Below are 18662 nucleotides of genomic sequence, written 5' to 3' on the forward strand. Positions count from 1 at the left end.
AAGGGCGGAACTACTCCCCCTGCAGCGCGTAGAAGTCCGCGCCCAGCTGGTGGAACATGCCCGCCACGTCCAGCTGGTCCCAGTGTTCGGCCAGGAGGCCGTTCTCGACGCGCCAGATGTCGATCGACTGGAAGTTCAGCGTGCGGCCGGTGGCCGGTATGCCGAAGAAGGGGCCCTGGTGGGTGCCCGAGTATTCGAAGCGGCCCGCCACGCGGTCGCCGTCGACGATCAGGTCGTGGGCGACGACCTTGACGTCCGGGAAGGCGTCGAAGATCGACTGGAAGAAGGCCGTGTTGGCCTCGATGCCGTCCGCGACGATCGGGTTGTGGTCGATGTGGTCGACGGCGGTGTGCTCGGCCATCGTGCTCACGTCATGGCTGTTGATCATGTCCACGAAGCGCTGGACGAGGTCCCGGTGGTTCTCCGACATGGGTGTGTCTGCCTCTCTGTACGGCTGTACGGCTGTACGGCTCGCGTCGCCGGTCGCTGCACACCGACGATCCGCACTCCCGGTGGAGCCGCCCTGGAGCACCCGGGGAACCCGGGGGTCCACGACCCCGCTCAAGGTGAACCCCCACCCCGGCTCAAGTGGCCGCTTCTAGCCTCTGGTGCCATGAAGGCTCTCGTACTCTCCGGCGGGGCCGGAACCCGCCTGCGCCCCCTCACCCACACATCCGCCAAGCAGCTCGTGCCCGTGGCGAACAAGCCGGTGCTCTTCTACGGCCTGGAAGCGATCGCGGACGCAGGCATCACCGAGGTCGGGATCGTCGTCGGGGACACCGCCGACGAGATCCGCGAAGCCGTCGGCGACGGCTCCAAGTTCGGCATCGAGGTCACCTACATCCCGCAGACCGCGCCGCTGGGCCTCGCCCACGCCGTGGTGATCGCCCGGGAGTTCCTCGCCGACGAGGACTTCGTCATGTACCTCGGCGACAACTTCATCGTCGGCGGGATCTCCGACCTGGTGGAGTCCTTCCGCGCGGAGCGTCCCACCGCGCAGATCCTGCTCACCCAGGTCTCCGACCCGAAGTCCTTCGGCGTGGCCGAGCTGGGCCCCGACGGCCGGGTCGTCGGTCTGGAGGAGAAGCCGGAGGTCCCCAAGAGCGACCTCGCCCTCGTCGGCGTCTACCTCTTCACCCCAGCCGTGCACGAGGCGGTGCGCGCCATCAAGCCCTCCTGGCGCGGCGAGCTGGAGATCACCCACGCCCTGCAGTGGCTGATCGACGCGGACCTCGACGTCCGGTCCACGACGATCTCCGGGTACTGGAAGGACACCGGGAACGTCAACGACATGCTGGAGGTCAACCGGTCCGTCCTGGAGCGCGCCGAGCCGCGCATCGAGGGCCTGGTCGACGCCGCGAGTGAGATCATCGGGCGCGTGCAGATCGACGAGGGCGCCCAGGTCACGGCCTCGCGCATCGTCGGCCCCGCCGTGATCGGCGCGGGCAGCGTGGTCACCGGTTCGTACATCGGGCCGTTCACCTCGATCTCCCGCGACTGCACCATCACCGACAGCGAGATCGAGTTCTCCATCATCCTGGACGGCTCCTCGGTCCGGGGCGCCAGCCGCGTGGAGGCCTCGATCATCGGCCGCAACGTGGAGGTGACCCCCGCCCCCCGGGTGCCCGCGGCCCACCGTCTCATCCTCGGCGACCACAGCAAGGTGCAGATTTCCTCTTGACCTCGTCCCTCACCTCAGGAGGAGAGGGTTCCTTCCCTCACGGGTCGGGATTTCTGCTTCGCCGACCGCTGCCTCTCAGGAGAGTTCCGTTGAGGTCCTACGCCGTCTCCACAGACTGCGACCGCCAGCCCGGCGGCCAGAAGGTTGACTGCCGCGTTCACGTCCCGGTCATGGGTCCTGCCGCAGGTCTCGCACGTCCAGATGCGGACGCCCAGCGGAAGCACGTCGGCGAGCGTTCCACAGGAGGAACAGAGTTTCGTGCTGGGAAACCACCGGTCGACCACGATCAGCTCACGCCCGTACCAGGCACATTTGTACTCCAGCATGGACCGGAGAGCCGCCCAGCTCGCGTCCGCGACAGCTCGGGCGAGAGCGTGGTTCCCCAGCATGTTCCGCACGGACAGGTCCTCGATCACGAGCGTTTGGTTGTCACGCACGAGCCGGGTGGAGAGCTGGTGAAGCGAGTCCCGCCGCCGGTCGGCGATGCGGGCATGGATCCTGGCGACCTTCATCCGTGCCTTGGTCCGGTTCCTCGAACCTTTCTCTTTGCGCGCCAGTTCCCGCTTGGCCCTGGCCAACCGGGCACGCTCCCTGCGCTCGTGCCCGGGATTCGCGATCTTCTCGCCGGTGGACAACGTCACCAGCGAAGTGATGCCCACATCGATTCCGACGGCCCCTGCTCCGCCGGACAGGTCCGCCGGAATGTCCTCGCACAGCAACGACACGAAGTACCGGCCGGCCGCGTCACGGGACACCGTGGCCATGCTCGGATCCGCCCCTTCCGGCAGCGGCCGCGACCACACGATGTCCAGCGGCTCTCGCATCTTCGCCAGTGTGAGCCGACCATCGCGCAATGCGAACGCGGAGCGCGTGTACTCCGCACTCGCCCGGGAGCGCTTCTTGGACTTGAACCGCGGATACCTCGCGCGCTTGTCCCAGAACGCGACGAACGCGTGCTGCACGTGCCTGAGCGCCTGCTGCAGCGGGACCGAGGACACCGCCGACAGGAACGCCAGCTCCTCGGTCCTCTTCCACTCGGTCAGCATCGCCGAGGTCCGCGCGTAGCCCACCCGCTCCTGTCGCCGCCACGCCTCCGACCGGGCAGCCAGCGCCAAGTTGTACACCTTGCGTACACAGCCGAAGGTGCGCGACAACTCGGCCGCCTGCACGGCAGTGGGATGGAAGCGATACCTGAACGCCCGCTTCACGGTCCGGGACCTCATGTTTCCCGACGCTATTCAGCCCGTCCACGAGGAAACAACCTCTGGTCAAAGCACCACGCAACACCCCGGCCCGAAAGCCGGGGCTTCCATCCGAGGAGATTCCGTTGACCACCACACGCATCCTCGTCACCGGCGGGGCGGGGTTCATCGGTTCGCACTACGTCCGTACGCTGCTCGGGCCCGCCGGCCCGGGGGACGTGGCGATCACCGTGCTCGACAAGCTCACCTACGCGGGCAATCCCGCGAACCTCGATCCGGTGCGCGGGCGTCCCGGGTTCCGGTTCGTCCAGGGCGACATCTGTGACGTCGCGCTGGTCGCCGAGCTGGTGGCCGGGCACGACCAGGTCGTGCACTTCGCGGCCGAGTCGCACGTGGACCGTTCCATCCTGGGCGCGGCCGAGTTCATCACCACCAATGTGCTCGGTACGCAGACCCTGCTGGACGCGGCGCTGCGCCGGCCCGGCGGGCCCGTGCCCTTCCTGCACGTGTCCACGGACGAGGTGTACGGGTCGGTGGCCGAGGGGTCCTGGCCGGAGACCGATCCGCTGAAGCCGAATTCGCCGTACGCCGCTTCCAAGGCCTCCTCCGACCTGGTGGCGCTGTCGTACCACCGGACGCACGGCCTGGACGTGCGGGTGACGCGCTGCTCGAACAACTACGGGCACCACCACTTCCCGGAGAAGGTCATCCCGCTGTTCGTCACGAACCTGCTCGACGGGCTGCGCGTGCCGCTGTACGGCGAGGGGCTCAACGTCCGCGACTGGCTGCACATCGACGACCACGTCCAGGGCCTGGAGCTGGTGCGTACGGGCGGCCGCGCGGGCGAGGTGTACAACATCGGCGGTGGCACCGAGCTGAGCAACAAGGAGCTGACCACCCTGCTCCTGGACCTGGCGGGCGCGGGCTGGGACCGGGTCGAGCACGTCGCCGACCGGCTCGGGCACGACCTGCGCTACTCCGTGGACTGCACGAAGATCTCCACCGAGCTGGGTTACCGGCCCCGGAAGGACTTCGACCAGGGCCTCGCGGAGACCTTCGCCTGGTACCGGGACAACCGCGCCTGGTGGGAGCCGCTGAAGCGGAAGGCCGCCCTGTGAGCCACTGGCTGGTGACGGGCGCGGACGGGCTGCTGGGCCGGGACCTGCGGGTGGCGCTGGAGGCGGCCGGGCAGCCGGCCGTGTGCCTGGGCCGCGCGGAGCTCGACGTGCGCGACCGCCGCGCGGTGCGCTCGGCGATCGCCACGCACCGGCCGGTGGTCGTCGTCAACGCGGCGGCGTACACGGACGTCGACGCCGCCGAGACGCACGAGGCCCAGGCGCAGCACGTCAACGGCGCGGCGCCGCTGCATCTGGCGAGCGCGTGCGGGGAGTTCGGGGCGCTGCTGCTGCAGGTGTCCACGGACTACGTGTTCTCCGGCGAGGCCCGCGTGCCGTACCCGGAGGACGCGCCTGCGGCCCCGCGCACGGCGTACGGGCGCACCAAGCTGGAGGGCGAGCGGGCGGTGCTGCGGCTGCTGCCGTGGACCGGGTACGTCGTGCGGACGGCCTGGCTCTACGGCGAGGGCGGCGAGGGCGGCGACGACTTCGTCCGTACGATGATCAGGCTGGAGCGGGAGCGGGAGTTCGTCGACGTCGTCGAGGACCAGCGGGGTCAGCCCACCTGGACCGCGGACGTAGCCGACCGCCTCGTATCCCTCGGCCGCGCGGCCCGCCTCGGCGCCGCCCCCGGCATCTACCACGCGACCAGCGCCGGCGGCTGCACCCGCCTGGAGCTGGCGCGCGAGGTCTTCCGCCTGCTGGGCGCCGACCCGCAACGGGTCCGACCCCTCGTCGGCCCCGCCCCCGGCGCGAGGCGCCCGGCGTACAGCGTGCTGGAACACGGCCGCTGGGAAGCCGCGGGCATCGAGGTGATCCGCGACTGGCGCGAGGCCCTGGCCGCAGCGATGCCCGCATTGACCGGAGCCCGGGTGCTGGCGTCCACGTAGGCGAAAACGGGAGCGGCGGCCGATGTGGGTCATCGGCCGCCGCTCCCGCACGCGTACGTATGTACGCTCAGTGCGCGATGGCCAGGCCGAACGGGACGAAGCCGTGGCGGGTGATGAACGGGCCCAGCATCAGGACGGTCCATTCCAGGGCCCGGGCGGTGTAGAGGCCGCCGAGGTCGAGGATCCACTCGCGCGGCCAGCCCAGGTCCCCGAGCAGCGCCGACAGTTCCTCCTTGGCCCGCGGGTCGTCGCCGGAGAGGAAGGCGGTGGCGGGGGCGGGCAGGATCCTCGGGGCCGTCATCACGGAGTGGTCCATCGTGTTGAGGGCCTTGACCACGCTGGTCCGCGGCAGGACCCGCTGGATCTCCTCGGCGAGGCTGCTGTGCGGGTAGAGGGGGGCCGCGGGGAAGCCTTCGGGGCTGCGTTCGGCGGCGTTGGACACGTCGACCAGGATCCGGCCGCGCAGGGCGGGTTCGAGGTCGCGCAGCAGGGCCACGGACACCTCGCCGGGGGTGGTGTTGAAGACGATCCGGGCGTGCTCGGCGGCCTCGGCGTGGCCGGTGAACCGGACGCCCGCCGCGAGCGCCGGGTCGTCGGCGGGGCGGGGGCGGTCCGGCCGGGTGGAGCCGGTCAGCACCCGGTGGCCGGCGGCGGCCAGCCCGGTGGCGAGGCTGGTGCCGACGGCCCCGGAGCCGAGGACGGCGATCCGTGTCACGGGCGGTGGCCGGGCCCGTACGAGGCGCGGGCCTGCTCGTAGGTGGGCAGCAGCCCCAGCTCCACGGCCTCGGCCAGGGTCGGGGCCAGCGCGTCCTTCTCGGAGCGGACCAGCGGCTCGGTGGTGTTCCACGGGATGCCGAGGGCCGGGTCCAGGGCCTGGATGTCGACCATCGTGCCCGGTACGTACTCCTCCGAGCAGAGGTAGTTCATGCAGGTGTCGTCGGTGAGCGCGAGGAAGGCGTGGCCGAGGCCGTCGGCGAGGTAGACGCCGATGCCCGATTCGGCTTCCTGGACGGTGGTGTCGAACATGCCGAAGGTCGGCGAGCCGACGCGCAGGTCGACGACCACGTCGAGGGCGGCGCCGCGGACACAGGTCACCAGCTTGGCCTGGCCCGGGGGCAGGGTGGTGCCGTGGATCCCGCGCAGGGTGCCCCGCGAAGAGACCGAGAAGTTGACCTGCTTGACGGTGAAGGGCTGGCCGCTCAGTTCGGTGAGTTCGCCGATCCGCCAGGCCTCGAAGAAGCGGCCACGGTTGTCGGTCAGCTGCGACGGCGTGATCCGGAAGGCGTCCCGGACCTTCATCTCCTCAATTGCCATGCTTCCTCGGTTCGTTGTCGGAATCGGAATCGGAGTCGGGGTCGGAATCGGAATCGTGAACAGCGGGCCGTCCGATCCTCGGGGCAGCCGCTCCGGCCCCGCTCGAACCCGGGTGGAGCGCCCGGGCACGGCCGATGGCCCCCGCGCACGGGACGCGGGGGCCATCGGAGCGGTGCGTACGGTCAGCGCACGGAGGCCGGAGCCGGCTTGTCGGCAGGCGCCTTGCCGCCGGAAGCCTTGCCACCCGGGGCCGCGGGCGCGGCCTTCGGCGGCGCCACCGGCGCGGACTGACCCGCCGCCACCGGGGCGAGCTCGGGCTGGACGCCCTTGCCCTTGCCGGGGGCGATCAGCATGGACAGGGTGGCGAGGGCCACCCCGATGGCACCGACCCACATGGCCGGGACGAGCCCGTCCACGAAGTTCTGCGGGGAGGCGTAGCCACCGTTGGCGGAGAAGATGGAGGCCAGCAGGGCGACACCGAGCGCGGCGCCGACCTCACGGGTGGCGGCCGTGACACCGGAGGCGATGCCCTGCTCCTCCTCCTTGACCGAGCCCATCGTCAGGTTCATCAGCGGTGCGTAGAACAGGGCCATGCCGGCGCCGCAGATCATCAGGGAGGGCAGCTGGGCGACGTAGGAGACATCGGGCTCCAGGATGAAGGCCCAATAGACCATGCCGCCGGTCATCATCGCGAGGCCGAGGGTGACGACGGGCTTGCCGCCGATCTTGTCGGAGACCATGCCGCCGATCGGGGCGACGACCATCGGCATCGCGGTCCAGGCGAGCAGCCGGACACCGGCCTCCATCGCGCTGTAGCCCTGGATGCTCTGGAGGAACTGGGTCATCAGGAAGATCGCACCGAACATGCCGACCGACATCAGCGTGCCGGCCAGGTTGATCGCGGTGAACGCCCGGATCTTGAAGAGGCGCATCGGGACCATGGGGTGGGCGGTCTTGTTCTCCCAGACCACGAAGACGCCCATGACGACCACGCCGCCGATGAGGGAGGCGAGGACGACGGGGGAGGTCCAGCCGTCGCCGTGGCCCTTGATCAGGCCGAGGACGATGCCGAAGAGACCGATGCTGGCCAGGATCGTGCCGACCGCGTCGAGCCGCGAGTTCGCGACCTTGCTCTCGGCGAGCTTGCGCCAGGACATCGGGGCCAGGGCCAGGCCGATGGGCACGTTCAGCCAGAAGATCCACTGCCAGGACAGGTGCTCGACGATCGCACCGCCGACGAGCGGGCCCGCCGCGATCGACAGACCGTTGACCGCGCCCCAGATGCCGAGCGCCGTACCGCGCTTCTCGGCGGGGACGGCGGCCGTCAGCAGGGTCACCGAGAGCGGCATGATGATGGCCGCGCCGGCGCCCTGGATGGCGCGGAAGGCGATGAGTTCGTTGATGCCGGGCGCGAGCGCGGCGGCGGCCGAGGCACCCGTGAAGAGCAGCAGGCCCAGCACGAACAGCTTGCGGCGGCCGAAGCGGTCACCGAGCGCGGCACCGAACATCATCAGGACCGCGAAGGACAGCGTGTAGGCGTTGACCGTCCATTCGAGGTCGGTCAGGCTGCCGCCGAGTTTCTCCCGGATGGTGGGCAGCGCCGTGATGATCACGAGGTTGTCCAGGCCTGCCATGAAGGAGGCGAGGCTCGTGGTGAGGATGGCCCAGAAGACCACCCCCTTTGCTCCACCGGCCGGGGCTGGGGGGTTGACGGTGCTCATCCGAGCATCCTTTCTGGAGGCAATGTCAGTAGGAGATGCTCATAACTCATCCGTGACACAGGCCGTTTCGGCGCTCACGACGCTACGGAACCGGACTACAGCCCTCCTCGATTCGTGGTGGACCCACGGACGCGCGAAGCCACCCTCCCCGGATCGGGGAGGGTGGCTTCGGGGTCCGGCGCGCGGGAACGGTCAGCCGAGCTGGCGCTGGAAGGTCGCCATGTCGAAGTACAGCGTCTCGTCGACCAGGACGTCACCGTCGAAGTGGAAGAAGACGGCGACGGGCGCGTCGATGGACTTGCCGAGGTTGGGTATGCCCCGGTAGTCCGCTTCCTGCTTGCCGCGGGCCTGGGCTTCCAGGATCACGGCGGTGGGGGTGTGGTGCACGTGGTGCAGGTCGTGCTCCAGGTTCGGGAACGCGGCCTTGAGGTCGGCGAAGTAGCCCTTCTTGATGGCCTCTTCACCGATCAGCGGGCCCTCTTCGAAGGCCTGGATCCGGTAGATGCCACCGCGCGGGAAGGTGGCCAGTACGCCGTCGATGTCCCAGGCGATCTCGGCGACGGTGTGCGCGAGGACGACCGCCTCGCGCCGCTTGCGCAGATCCGCGTCGGGCTGCGGGAGATCCGCACCGGGCAGGGTGAATTCGTGCTGTTCGGTGGCCATGACCGTTCCTCCACGCGTCGACCGGCTTGATGTCGCAGACGCTAGGGCCGCGACCTCGCGTACCGCTCGAACGCCGGGCCGGACGGACCGGTCGGTCGGCCCCCGCGCACCGTCAGGCGTTCGCGCCGACCGGCTCGGTGCGCTGCTGCTGCGGGGGCTTGTAGGAGGAGCGGTAGCCGCAGGCCAGGCCGATCGGCGCGAGCAGGGTGCACAGCGCCATGTCCAGGGCGAAGGGCCGGCCGGTGATCACGCGGTACTCGTCCCGGAAACCGAGGGCGAGCAGCGGCATCTGCAGCGCGGGGCCGGAGGCGCTGAGACGCCCCTCGTTGGCCAGGCCCCACAGGGTCTCGAAGACCTTCTCGGTCTGGTAGGCGGGGGTGGTGCGCCAGACCATCCGGGTGGTCTCGGGGCCCGGGTTCCACATGGAGTGGCGCACGCCCGGCGGGATGTAGAACTCGGCGCCTTCGGTGTATTCGTGTTCGACGCCCTCCAGCTGGAGGGTGATCCGGCCGCCGCGGACCTGCATGACCTCGGTCTGCTTGGGGTGGTAGTGGACGGGCGGCTTCAGGACGGTCGGGGCGTACTCGACCTCGACCTCGACATAGGCGCCGTTCGTCTGGGAGGCGGTGGTGAGGAAGGTGAGCCGGTCTTTTCCGAGCTGCAGGGTGTCTCCGGGGCGTGCCATCGGATGCCTCTCCTTGGTGTCCGGGGGTGGTCAGGACAAGGGGGGTGGTCAGGGCGAGGGGGTGGTCAGACGCTGGTGGTGCTCCGCGCGGTGGTGGCGGCCACAGCGGTCCCGGTGCTCTCGGTGGGCCCGGTACGCCGCTTGCCGGGGAGCCCGAAGAAGGCGTTGAGCAGGTTGAGTACGCCGATGCCCACCGCGATCCAGAAGCCCAGGTGCAGTCCGTCCACCCAGGCGATCGCGGGCAGCCGCCCGTCGGCGAGTTCGCCGGTGGTGCGGGTCATGGCGCTGGTGGCCACGGTCGCCACGCCGAGCGAGGCGCCGACCTGGAAGGCGGCGACGAGCACGCCGGAGGCGATGCCCTGCTGTTCCTGCGGGATGTCGGACACCCCGTGGACGTTGACGGGGATGCCGCAGCACTGCATGGAGGCGCCCAGGATGAGCAGCGCGGGCAGCACGTCGAGGAGGTAGTTCCCGTCGTGCGGGGCCCGGGTCAGCAGGATCAGGCCGAGTACGGAGCCGATGGCGCCGAAGAGGTAGACCGGGCGGGGTCCGGACTTGTGCATGATCCGGGTCGCCGGGGCGGTGATCAGGATGGCGATGACGCCGAGCGGCAGGAAGGCGAAGCCCGACTTGAGGGTGGAGTAGCCGAGGCTGCGCTGGAGGTAGTAGCTGCTCAGGAAGAGGACGGAGGCCTGCACCCCGCTGGTCAGGATGCGGCCGAGGCCGGCGGTGACCAGGGAGCGGGTGGCGAAGAGCTGGAGCGGCATCAGCGGGTCGGCGACCTTGCGCTCGACCACGACGAAGCCGACCAGCAGCGCCACCGCGGCGACGGCCGGGACGATGACGTACGGGATCGAACCCCAGCCCTTGTCCTGGATGTTGACGATGGCGTACACGAGGGAGGCCAGGCCGCCGGTGACGGCGATCGCGCCCAGGATGTCGGGGGTGGACTCGCTCTTGGTCTCGGTGCGCCCGCCGGCCAGGATCAGCACGCCGATGACGGCGACGACCCCGAAGGGGATGTTGATGTAGAAGATCCAGCGCCAGTTGAGGCTGTCGGTGATCAGGCCGCCCGCGATGACGCCGAGGGTGCCGCCGAGTCCGGCCAGCGCGGCCCAGATCGCGAGGGCGGTGGTCCGCTCCTTGCCCTTGGGGAAGGTGGTGGTGACCAGGGACATCGCGGCCGGGGACAGGAAGGCCGCGCCACACCCCTGGAGGGCGCGCGCGGCGATCAGCAGGCCGGTGCCGTCGGCGATGCCGCAGAGTAACGAGGCCGCGGTGAACAGGAACGCGCCGAGCAGGAACGTACGCCGGCGCCCCCAGCGGTCGGCGGTGCGCCCGCCGAGCAGCATCAGGCCGCCGAAGCACAGGATGTAGGAGGTCAGCACCCACTCGATGCCGGTGGCGGTGGCCTTCAGGTCGGACTGGATCGCGGGCAGCGCGAGGTTCACCACGGTGGTGTCGAGGAGCACCATGAACTGGGCGAGGGCGACGAAGACGAGCAGCCGCCATCGTCGTGGGTCGGGCGGGGTGTCGGTGCCCGGTCCGGCCGCGGACGCGGCGGCCGGTGCCTGGTCCTGGATACGGGGGGCGTTCTTCTCGGTGTTCATGGCTCCCTCTCGGGTGGGCCCGCCGCCCCCGGCCCCGCGGCCGGGAGCGGCGCAGTCCGGTCAGGCGGCAGTGGCCTCGATGTAGCTCAGGGCGTTGTAGATGGTCCGGTTCGGGTCAGTGATGGCGCGGCGGCCGTGCATGACCCGGGTGTTGTCGATGACAGCGGCGTCGCCGTCCTGCCATTCGAGGTTCTCGGTGATCCGTGCGGTCACCGACTCGACTTCGGCCAGCAGCTGTTCGGACAACTCGGTCCCGTCGGCGAAGGTGATCGTCGGCTTCTCGTAGTTGAAGGAGGGGCCGAGGATGCTGTTCGCGAACGAGCGCCGCTCGCCGAAGATCGTGGTCCCGGCAGCGGGGGTGCAGAAAGCGTAGCGGATGCCGCCGTCCGCCTCGGCCTGGATTTCGGTGCCGGGCAACTGGCTCGCCAGTGCGAGGAGTTCCTCCACCTTGATGTCCTCGGCGGGCTTGGTCTTGCCGAGCAGGTGGTGGGCCATGGCGCGCCACTGCTGCTCGCCGACGTAGCGGCTGTAGACGATGTCCTGGGCGGCGAAGGCCTCGCGGGCCCCGTCGCTGAGGGCGTCCCAGACGCGGTAGCCGTCGCAGACGGTGGTCTGGGAGCCGGAGGAGGCGGCCTTCTCGCAGAAGAACCAGGCGACGTGGGCGCGGAAGGGGCTGTTGCCGTTCTCGGTGTGCAGGCCGACCTCGGCGAATCCGGCGTCGACCTTCTGGGCGACCTCCGAGTAGAAGTCGCGGGCCGGGTCGAGGGTGGTGGAGGTGGAGGTGGCCTGCACCAGGGCGGTGAAGGAGTCCATGTCGGAGGGGGTGAATCCGCGCAGCAGCAGGAATCCCGCCTCGGCGAGCAGGCCGCGCAGGGCCTTGGGGTCGATGTCCGCGAGGCTGCCGCCCTCGACGGGTTCCACCAGCAGGCCGCTGCCGGTGCCGTAGGGCGTGGTTTTCACTGCGGTGCTCACTCCGGTACTCGCTGCGGTGCTCACTGCCGTGCTCATGCCTTCTCCTCGGTCGTGTCCCCGGCCGGGGCGCTCTGGTGCCCTCGCAGCACGTGGGTGCGGATGACGTCACGGCGCGGGCGCCCGGTGACGGTGAAGCAGGTGGCGTACTCGGGGTCGTCCTCGGACATGAGGTGGACGACGGCGGCGCGTTCGATGCCGGAGAGGCGTTCCTTGCCGAAGGCGTCGATGCGCTCGCGGGCGGTGTCCTGGTCGAGGCCGGCCTCGATGACGAAGAGGCCGTGCACCTGGTCGAGGCCGTCGGCGACGATGGCGGCCTCACGGATGAAGCCGATCTCGCGGTAGCGCGCTTCCACCCATTCGGGTGACACGTTGCGGCCGCTGGAGGTGATCACCATGCTCTTCTTGCGGCCGGTGATGCGCAGGTACCCGTCCTCGTCGATCTCGGCGAGGTCGCCGGTGTGCAGGCGTCCCTGGTCGTCGACGACCACGCTGGACGGGTCCTCGCGGGTGTACCCGGCGAAGAGCGAGGTGCTGCGGATGAGCAGCTCGCCGTCCTCGGCGAGTTCGGCCTGTACGTGGTCCAGGGGGCGCCCGACGGTGCCGAAGCGGACCTGGCCGGGGAAGTTCCAGGAGACCACCGAGGAGTTCTCGCTGAGTCCGTACCCCTCGTGGACGGTGACCCCGTAGGCGTCGAGGCGCTGGAGGATCTCCGCGGGGACGGGCGCGCCGCCACAGGCGATGAAGACGGAGCCCTCGTGGCCGAAGATCCGGCGGCGCCGCTCGGGGACGCTCTCGCCGGGCTGCTGGTCGCTGAGCGCGAGGAAGAGTCCGGCGACGGTGGGCGGTACGACGAGTGCGGTGGGGCGGGCCTGGCGCAGCAGGCTCAGCATCCGGGGCGCGGCGTCGGCGGCGGTGCCCACCAGCGCGGTGCCGGGCGGCAGGAAGGAGACCGAGCCGCCGGCCAGGAAGGGCATGTAGAGCCCGGCGACCTGTTCGATGAGCAGGCTCAGCGGGACGATCGAGAGGTAGCGCTCGAAGACGGCGGGTTCGGTGCGGGCCCGCAGGGAGGTCAGGAGCGCGTCCAGGCCGTGGCGGCGGATCTGGACGCCCTTGGGGGCGGAGGTGGTGCCCGAGGTGTGGATCACCTTGATGACCGCGTCCTCGGCGGGCACCGGCGGGCGGGCCGCTCCCCCGGCAGGGGTCTCGGCGAGCAGCGCCTTGATGTCGACGGCGGTCACCGGGCACGTGTCGGGAAGCACCTTGGATCCGGTGTTGGCCGGTCCGCTGTCGGCGGCCCAGCGGGCCAGCGCGCGGGTGCCGCCGTCGTCGACGTAGCAGAGGTCCGCGGTGTCGAGGAGGGAGGCGGCCTGTTCGGCGGCGAAGGCGGTGGGGACCGGGACTTCGACGGCGGCGGCGAAGAGGGCGGCGAGGTCGGCGACGACCCACTCGGGGGAGTTCTCGGCGAGCAGCCCGACCTTGGCGGGGCGGCCGTGCTCGGCGGCCCAGCGCTCCAGGTGTCCGGCGAGGACCAGGGCCGCGCCGATGATCTCGCGGTAGCTCCAGGTGGTGCCCGTACCGCCGTCGCCGGACAGGACGCGGACCATGACGGCGTCGCTGTCGGCCTGGTCCAGCAGGCCTTGGGCGAGGGAGACGGGCAGGGTGTCATGCGGCACGGGTCAGCACCTTCGCCTGCGGGCGGTTGCTGAGCAGCCGCATGTCGACGGATTCGAAGCAGTAGCGGCCGATGGCGGCGAGCAGCAGGGTGCTCTGGTCGACCGCCTTGGCGTAGCCGACCATGGGCCGGGTGTCGTAGTACGAGCCCCAGGAGGCGAGTTCCTCCGGCTCCAGCCGGTCGGGCGAGGCGTCCGCGAGCGGGTGGAAGACGCAGCCGAGGCGGGACATCAGCTCGGCGAGCCGGCCGGTCATCGTCATCACCGCGTACGGGCGGCCCAGGCAGGCCATGACCAGCGGGATCGACTTGATGATCTCGCCGCCGGCCGAGGCGCGGACGGAGGCGATGTTGCCGATCTGGAGGACCTGGTGGCGGCCGACGGGGTCGCCGACCTCGGCCGCGATGACCTCTTCGACCGGGGCGTCGAGGTAGCGCTCCAGCAGGACCGGCTCGTCCTCGGGGAAGGAGAGGCCCGCGCAGGCGAGGACCTGCTCCTGGCCGTTCTCGTCCTCCTCGAAGAAGGCGAGGAAGCCGTCGGGGTCGGGGTTGATGGTCGCCTGGTACTGCTTGGCGAACACCTCGCGGGCCATCTCCCTGGCGACCAGCCAGTCCGGGGTACCGCGCTCGGACAGCGTGATTCTCATGTGTGATGCGCCCCCTTACAGGGTCGAGTTACAGGGTCGAGTGGGCCGAGAGGACGGACCGGCTCACCGCCTGGACGCCGGGCGCGCGGCGCGTCACGGGCTGGGCCCGGACGGCGAGTTCCGCCGCGTGCAGGGCGCTGTTGATGGAGGTCTCGGCGAGGATGCCGGGGGCGGCGACCGCGTCGCCGATGAGGTAGACGCCGTCGCCGCGGTCGATGGCGGGACGGTCGCGCCAGCTCAGGCCGGGCAGGTCGAGGGCGCCGGTGCGGCCGCGGGAGACTCCCTCGCGGCGCCACTGGATGCGGTCTTGCCAGCCGGGGGTGGTGAGGTCGAAGAGCTTTTCGAGGCGCGCCAGGGCCTCGGCCTTCGACTCGCCCGGCCGGATGGGCATCTGGCCCTGGAAGAGGGCCTGTCCCTCGGGTGCGAGGGAGGGGTCGTGGTCGGAGTACTGGGAGGTGAAGCCGCCCTCGTCCATGTCGAAGGAGACGTTGCCGTCCTTCTTGGAGTGGGTGACGGCCATGTCGAGCAGGGCGGCGGTGCCGCTGGGCCAGTCGAGCGTGGGGTCGCCGAGCAGGCCGCGGGAGGCGGCGAGCGAGGTGGCGACGATGACCGGGCCGTCGGTGGGGAGTTCGGTGATCCGGGAGTTCTTCTCGATGACGACGCCGTGGGCCTTGGCCCGGCGTTCCATCCGGTCGATGACCCCGCCCCAGCCGCCGATGAAGTACCGGCTCGGGAGCGGGAAGCGGGGGGTGCCGACGCGCAGCAGCCGCTCCCAGACGAAGGCGGCGGAGAGCCGGCCGGGGTCGCCGTCGAAGAGGATCGGACCGAGGAAGCCGAGGGCTTCGTTGACGGTCTGCTGCTCGAAGCGCTCGCTGGCCCAGTCCTGGAAGGAGCGGTCGATGGGGACCTCGATGTCCCGGTGCATCCAGGTCATCTTCATGTAGCCGCCGGGCAGGGTCATGCGCAGTTTGCCCATGTGGCGAAAGCGCATCCGCGTCCACTCGTGGAAGGACAGGCGGACGTAGTTCCCGGCGAGGCCGCGCTGGAGCAGCCAGCTCCAGCAGGGGCCGTTGTCGAAGAAGGTGTGGGGGCCGTCGTTGGTGACGTAGGGCCCGGTGGCGGAGCGGGAGCGGCCGCCCAGGTGGGCGTGCGCCTCGTGGACGGTGACGCGGGCGCCCTGCTCGGCGGCGGATATCGCCGCGGTCAGGCCGGCGAGCCCGCCGCCGATGATCGTGATGTTCGCCATGGTTATCGCACTCACTCACCTTTGGGATTCGCGCACCTTGGGGATTCGCGCACCTCGCAGGTGCGCGGGCCGTTCCTCAGCCGTCGAGCGTGGCCATGGCGCCTGCGGGATAGCGGTCTCCCACCAGGCTGCCGTGGGGGGCGATCCGGTCGAGGGCCGCGAGGTCGTCGGCGCCGAGTGCGACGGCGGACGCGGCGATGTTCTCTTCCAAGTACGTGACCCGCTTGGTGCCGGGGATGGCCACGACGTCCTCGCCCTGGGCGAGCACCCAGGCCAGCGCGAGCTGGCCGGTGGTGATGCCCTTGGCGGCGGCGAGGGCTTCCAGCTGCTCGACGACGTGCAGGTTGGCGTCGAGGTTCTCCTTCTGGAAGCGCGGCGCCACCCGGCGGAAGTCGTGCTCGGCGAGGCCGTCGAGGGTGCGGATGCGGCCGGTGAGCAGGCCGCGGCCGAGCGGGCTGTAGCCGACGAAGCCGATGCCGAGTTCGCGGACGGTGTCGAGGACCCCGTTGGCCTCGACGTCGCGGGTGGCCAGGGAGTACTCGGTCTGTACGGCGCTCAGCGGGTGGACGGCGTGGGCGCGGCGGATGGTGGCGGCGGAGGCCTCGGAGATGCCGAGGTAGCCGACCTTTCCGGCGGCGACCAGGTCGGCCAGCGCGCCGAAGCTCTCCTCGACGGGCACGTCGGGGTCGACGCGGTGCAGGTAGTAGAGGTCGAGGCGGTCGGTGCCGAGCCGGCGCAGGCTGCCCTCGACGGTGGAACGGATGTATTCGGGGCGGCCGTTGAGCTTGCCGGTGATCTGCCCGGTGGGGCTGACCTCGTTGCCGACCTTGGAGGAGACGATGACCTCGTCCCGGCGGCCCGCGATGACCCGGGCGACGAACTCCTCGTTGGAGTGCGGTCCGTAGAAGTCCGCGGTGTCGAGGAGGTTCACGCCGAGTTCGAGGGCCCGGTGGGCCGTGCGCAGGGCCTCCTGGTCGTCGGCGGGGCCGTAGGCGAAGGTCATGCCCATGCATCCGAGCCCCTGCTCGGAGACCGCCAGCCCCTGGCTGCCGAGCTTTCGTTGCCGCATCATCCACGCCTTCCCCGGGTAGTTTTCATCCCTAGAAACTCTAGCAGTGATAGCTCTTGAGAACTAGCAATGAAAGAGTCAATACCTAAGCTAGACAACAGACCTGACGAAGCGTCAGATCAGTCAGCCGCCCGCCACCAGTTCGGAAGTGACCGACGACCAGCCGTGCCCCTGCTCGGCGGCCCCGCCCTCGGCCAGCGCCGCGTACGGATCGGCCCCGAAGACCTCGCCCGCCGCCCCGCGCAGCCACACGTCGAAGGCGTTGCCGGACTCCCGCAGCCGCTTCGCCGCCCCGGCCGGATCGCGCGCCTCCAGCTGGAGCACCACCACGGACCGGCCGCCCAACTCCTGTACCGCGAAGGACTCCTGGAGGATCCCGGCCCGGCGCCGGGAGGCCTCGTACGCGCGCAGCCGCTCACCGGACAGCTCGGCCTGTACGTCCTGCCACCGCGCCGCCCGCTCGGCGGGCAGCTCCAGCACCACGGTCGCCGGCTTCACCGTCCGCCGGGCCGCCGCCTTGGCCGCCCCGCGCGAGGCGGGGGCCAGGCGCCGCATGCCCAGCACCGAGAGCATGTTGGACTCCACGCCGATGCCCCAGCGCTCGGCGATCAGCCCGTTCTCCAGCAGCCGCCACACCACCACGCCCGTGAACTCGATGAACTGGCCGGTCGGCGGCATGCCCAGGAACTCGCCGGTGTGCGTGCCGCGCCAGGTGTTGTGGATGACCACGTGGTCCCCGGCGGCGCTCATGTCCTCGATGGTCACGTGCAGGTCGGGGAAGCCCTCGCGCAGACCCGCGATGGTGTACTTGACCCCCTCCAGCCCCTCCGGGGCGCCCGGCAGCGGCTGGTGGTCGATCATGTCGGGGCTGTAGATCCGGTCGACGATGGAGAAGTCGCCCCGGTTGACGAAGGTGTCGAAGACCGAGCGGATGGTCTTCTTGTTCCGCTCCTCGACGCTCTCCCCGACGCTCACTGCGGTACCGGTACCCACCTCGGTGCGCTCCGTCTCTTGTATCGACACGTCCATCCGTCCTTACGTCGCTTACGTCGTCACTTGGCGGGGGTCGGGGCGTCCCAGGTGAGTGTCAGCCCCGCGTACAGGTAGCGGCTGGCCTCGATCGCGAGCAGCAGGACGGTGTCCCCGGGCGTGATCCGGCCGTCCACCCAGCCCGCGTCCAGGGCGAGCGGCACCGCGGCGGAACCGGTGGCGCCCACATCGGTGAGGTTCTCCACGATGTTCTTGCTCAGGGTCGCCTGGTCCTCGGCGGAGAGCCCGGCGGTGCCGTACTCGCTGGCGAAGTACTCGGCGTTGCCCTCGGGCAGCACGCAGGCGTCGATCTCGTCGAGCGCGAGGCCCGAGCGGCGCAGCATGTCGTGGATGCCCTCGACGAAGACCCGCGGCCCGAACTTCGCGGTACCGGGGATGTCCAGGCTGATGTCCATCAGCCGCTTGCGCTGCTGCTGTTCGTGCAGCGGTGCGTCGGTCCCGCCGCCGGTGATCAGCATGCCGGGCTTGCGCGCCCCGCCCATCGACCGCGTGGCGAAGACCTGGCGGCTGCCCTCGTGCGCGGAGCCCTCCTCGCCGGCCTTGAGCACCAGAGCCCCGGCGCCGTCGCCGAAGGTGTAGACGGTGAGCCGGTCGCGCATCCGGACCTTGTACGGGTCCTTGCCGAGGAAGACCGGCGCGAGCAGCGGGGAGACCGCCTCCGAGCCGATGACCAGGGCGGTCTTGTACGTGCCGTCGGCGAGCTGGCGGCGGGCGATGTCCAGGGCCTGTACGGCGCCCACGCAGCCCGCGCGGACCTCGATGACCGCGCAGTTCTCCAGGCCGAGCTGCTCCTGGACGTAGGTCGCGGCGACCGGCAGCAGGTAGTCGGGGCTGGCCGTGGACATCACGATCAGCTCGACCTCGGACGCCTCCATGCCCGCCCGCTCCAGGGCCTGGCGGGCGGCCGCGGTGGCCATGGCGGAGGTGGAGGTGCGGTGGGCGCCGGTGGCCGGGTCGATCAGCCAGTGGCGGCGCTCGACCTGGATGCCCTCCAGGACGTCGTCCGGGAGCGGTCCGCAGATCTTGGCCAGGGCGTCGTTGTCGAGGGGGTCGCCGGGCAGGTGCGCGCCGGTGGCGAGGATCGATACATGGCGGTCACTTGTGGTGGACGCGGTGCTGGCTGACATG

At 70.6% G+C, this 18662-nt stretch carries 18 protein-coding genes; 3 read left to right on the forward strand and 15 right to left on the reverse strand.

All coding sequences use genetic code 11. From position 1 onward, the window contains the following. Window positions 1–10: 10 nt before the first annotated feature. On the reverse strand, window positions 11–430 hold the full coding sequence (locus OHS33_RS38225; RefSeq protein WP_330335522.1) for an ester cyclase: 420 nt from the start codon (window positions 428–430) through the stop codon (window positions 11–13). Between the two features lie 183 nt (window positions 431–613). Between OHS33_RS38225 and OHS33_RS38230 the strand changes: the two genes are divergently transcribed. Beyond that, entirely contained in the window at window positions 614–1681 is a 1068-nt protein-coding gene (locus OHS33_RS38230; RefSeq protein ID WP_330335523.1) for a glucose-1-phosphate thymidylyltransferase, read from the forward strand. A gap of 14 nt (window positions 1682–1695) precedes the next feature. On the opposite strand, the gene OHS33_RS38235 is transcribed toward OHS33_RS38230, so the two are convergent. Then, on the reverse strand, window positions 1696–2904 hold the full coding sequence (locus OHS33_RS38235) for an RNA-guided endonuclease InsQ/TnpB family protein (RefSeq protein ID WP_330335524.1): 1209 nt from the start codon (window positions 2902–2904) through the stop codon (window positions 1696–1698). 104 nt (window positions 2905–3008) lie between these two features. On the opposite strand from OHS33_RS38235, the gene rfbB reads away from it, so the two are divergent. Together rfbB and rfbD are read left to right on the forward strand one after the other, a co-directional pair. After that, the gene (gene rfbB, locus OHS33_RS38240) at window positions 3009–4001 is read left to right on the forward strand and encodes a dTDP-glucose 4,6-dehydratase (protein ID WP_330335525.1); all 993 of its coding nucleotides are present in this window, start codon (window positions 3009–3011) and stop codon (window positions 3999–4001) included. After that, complete coding sequence (rfbD, locus tag OHS33_RS38245) at window positions 3998–4888, forward strand: dTDP-4-dehydrorhamnose reductase (RefSeq protein WP_330335526.1); 891 nt, start codon at window positions 3998–4000, stop codon at window positions 4886–4888. Before rfbB ends, rfbD begins: the two co-directional genes overlap by 4 nt. Before the next feature lie 67 nt (window positions 4889–4955). Here rfbD and OHS33_RS38250 read toward each other — a convergent pair whose 3' ends face one another. The 13 genes from OHS33_RS38250 to OHS33_RS38310 all read right to left on the reverse strand — a co-directional run bounded on the left by OHS33_RS38250 (window position 4956) and on the right by OHS33_RS38310 (window position 18661). Continuing rightward, the gene (locus OHS33_RS38250) at window positions 4956–5603 is read right to left on the reverse strand and encodes an NADPH-dependent F420 reductase (RefSeq protein ID WP_330335527.1); all 648 of its coding nucleotides are present in this window, start codon (window positions 5601–5603) and stop codon (window positions 4956–4958) included. Continuing rightward, complete coding sequence (locus tag OHS33_RS38255) at window positions 5600–6202, reverse strand: dTDP-4-dehydrorhamnose 3,5-epimerase family protein (protein ID WP_330335528.1); 603 nt, start codon at window positions 6200–6202, stop codon at window positions 5600–5602. Before OHS33_RS38255 ends, OHS33_RS38250 begins: the two co-directional genes overlap by 4 nt. Window positions 6203–6384: 182 nt before the next feature. After that, on the reverse strand, window positions 6385–7923 hold the full coding sequence (locus OHS33_RS38260) for a DHA2 family efflux MFS transporter permease subunit (protein WP_330335529.1): 1539 nt from the start codon (window positions 7921–7923) through the stop codon (window positions 6385–6387). A gap of 192 nt (window positions 7924–8115) precedes the next feature. Then, window positions 8116–8586: an ester cyclase gene (locus OHS33_RS38265; RefSeq protein WP_330335530.1), complete on the reverse strand. Its 471-nt coding sequence runs from the start codon at window positions 8584–8586 to the stop codon at window positions 8116–8118. A gap of 112 nt (window positions 8587–8698) precedes the next feature. After that, on the reverse strand, window positions 8699–9271 hold the full coding sequence (locus tag OHS33_RS38270) for a cupin domain-containing protein (protein WP_330335531.1): 573 nt from the start codon (window positions 9269–9271) through the stop codon (window positions 8699–8701). Window positions 9272–9336: 65 nt separating this feature from the next. After that, a complete protein-coding gene (locus OHS33_RS38275; protein ID WP_330335532.1) occupies window positions 9337–10881 on the reverse strand; it encodes an MFS transporter in 1545 nt (514 codons plus the stop codon). A 60-nt stretch (window positions 10882–10941) separates the two neighbouring features. Beyond that, window positions 10942–11889: a TauD/TfdA family dioxygenase gene (locus OHS33_RS38280; protein WP_330335533.1), complete on the reverse strand. Its 948-nt coding sequence runs from the start codon at window positions 11887–11889 to the stop codon at window positions 10942–10944. Then, on the reverse strand, window positions 11886–13526 hold the full coding sequence (locus OHS33_RS38285; RefSeq protein ID WP_330335534.1) for an AMP-binding protein: 1641 nt from the start codon (window positions 13524–13526) through the stop codon (window positions 11886–11888). Before OHS33_RS38285 ends, OHS33_RS38280 begins: the two co-directional genes overlap by 4 nt. Continuing rightward, window positions 13516–14169: a thermostable hemolysin gene (locus tag OHS33_RS38290; protein ID WP_330335535.1), complete on the reverse strand. Its 654-nt coding sequence runs from the start codon at window positions 14167–14169 to the stop codon at window positions 13516–13518. Before OHS33_RS38290 ends, OHS33_RS38285 begins: the two co-directional genes overlap by 11 nt. A 28-nt stretch (window positions 14170–14197) precedes the next feature. Continuing rightward, a complete protein-coding gene (locus tag OHS33_RS38295; RefSeq protein ID WP_330335536.1) occupies window positions 14198–15415 on the reverse strand; it encodes a phytoene desaturase family protein in 1218 nt (405 codons plus the stop codon). Window positions 15416–15491: 76 nt separating this feature from the next. Then, window positions 15492–16484 (reverse strand): aldo/keto reductase, encoded by a 993-nt coding sequence (locus tag OHS33_RS38300; RefSeq protein ID WP_330335588.1) that lies wholly within the window; start codon window positions 16482–16484, stop codon window positions 15492–15494. Between the two features lie 123 nt (window positions 16485–16607). Next, window positions 16608–17507 (reverse strand): ester cyclase, encoded by a 900-nt coding sequence (locus OHS33_RS38305; RefSeq protein ID WP_330335537.1) that lies wholly within the window; start codon window positions 17505–17507, stop codon window positions 16608–16610. Between the two features lie 29 nt (window positions 17508–17536). After that, window positions 17537–18661 carry a 3-oxoacyl-ACP synthase III family protein gene (locus tag OHS33_RS38310; RefSeq protein ID WP_330335538.1) on the reverse strand — a complete coding sequence of 375 codons (1125 nt, stop codon included), beginning with the start codon at window positions 18659–18661 and terminating at the stop codon, window positions 17537–17539. Window position 18662: the final 1 nt, after the last annotated feature.

This window comes from Streptomyces sp. NBC_00536 (assembly GCF_036346295.1).
GTDB lineage: Bacteria > Actinomycetota > Actinomycetes > Streptomycetales > Streptomycetaceae > Streptomyces.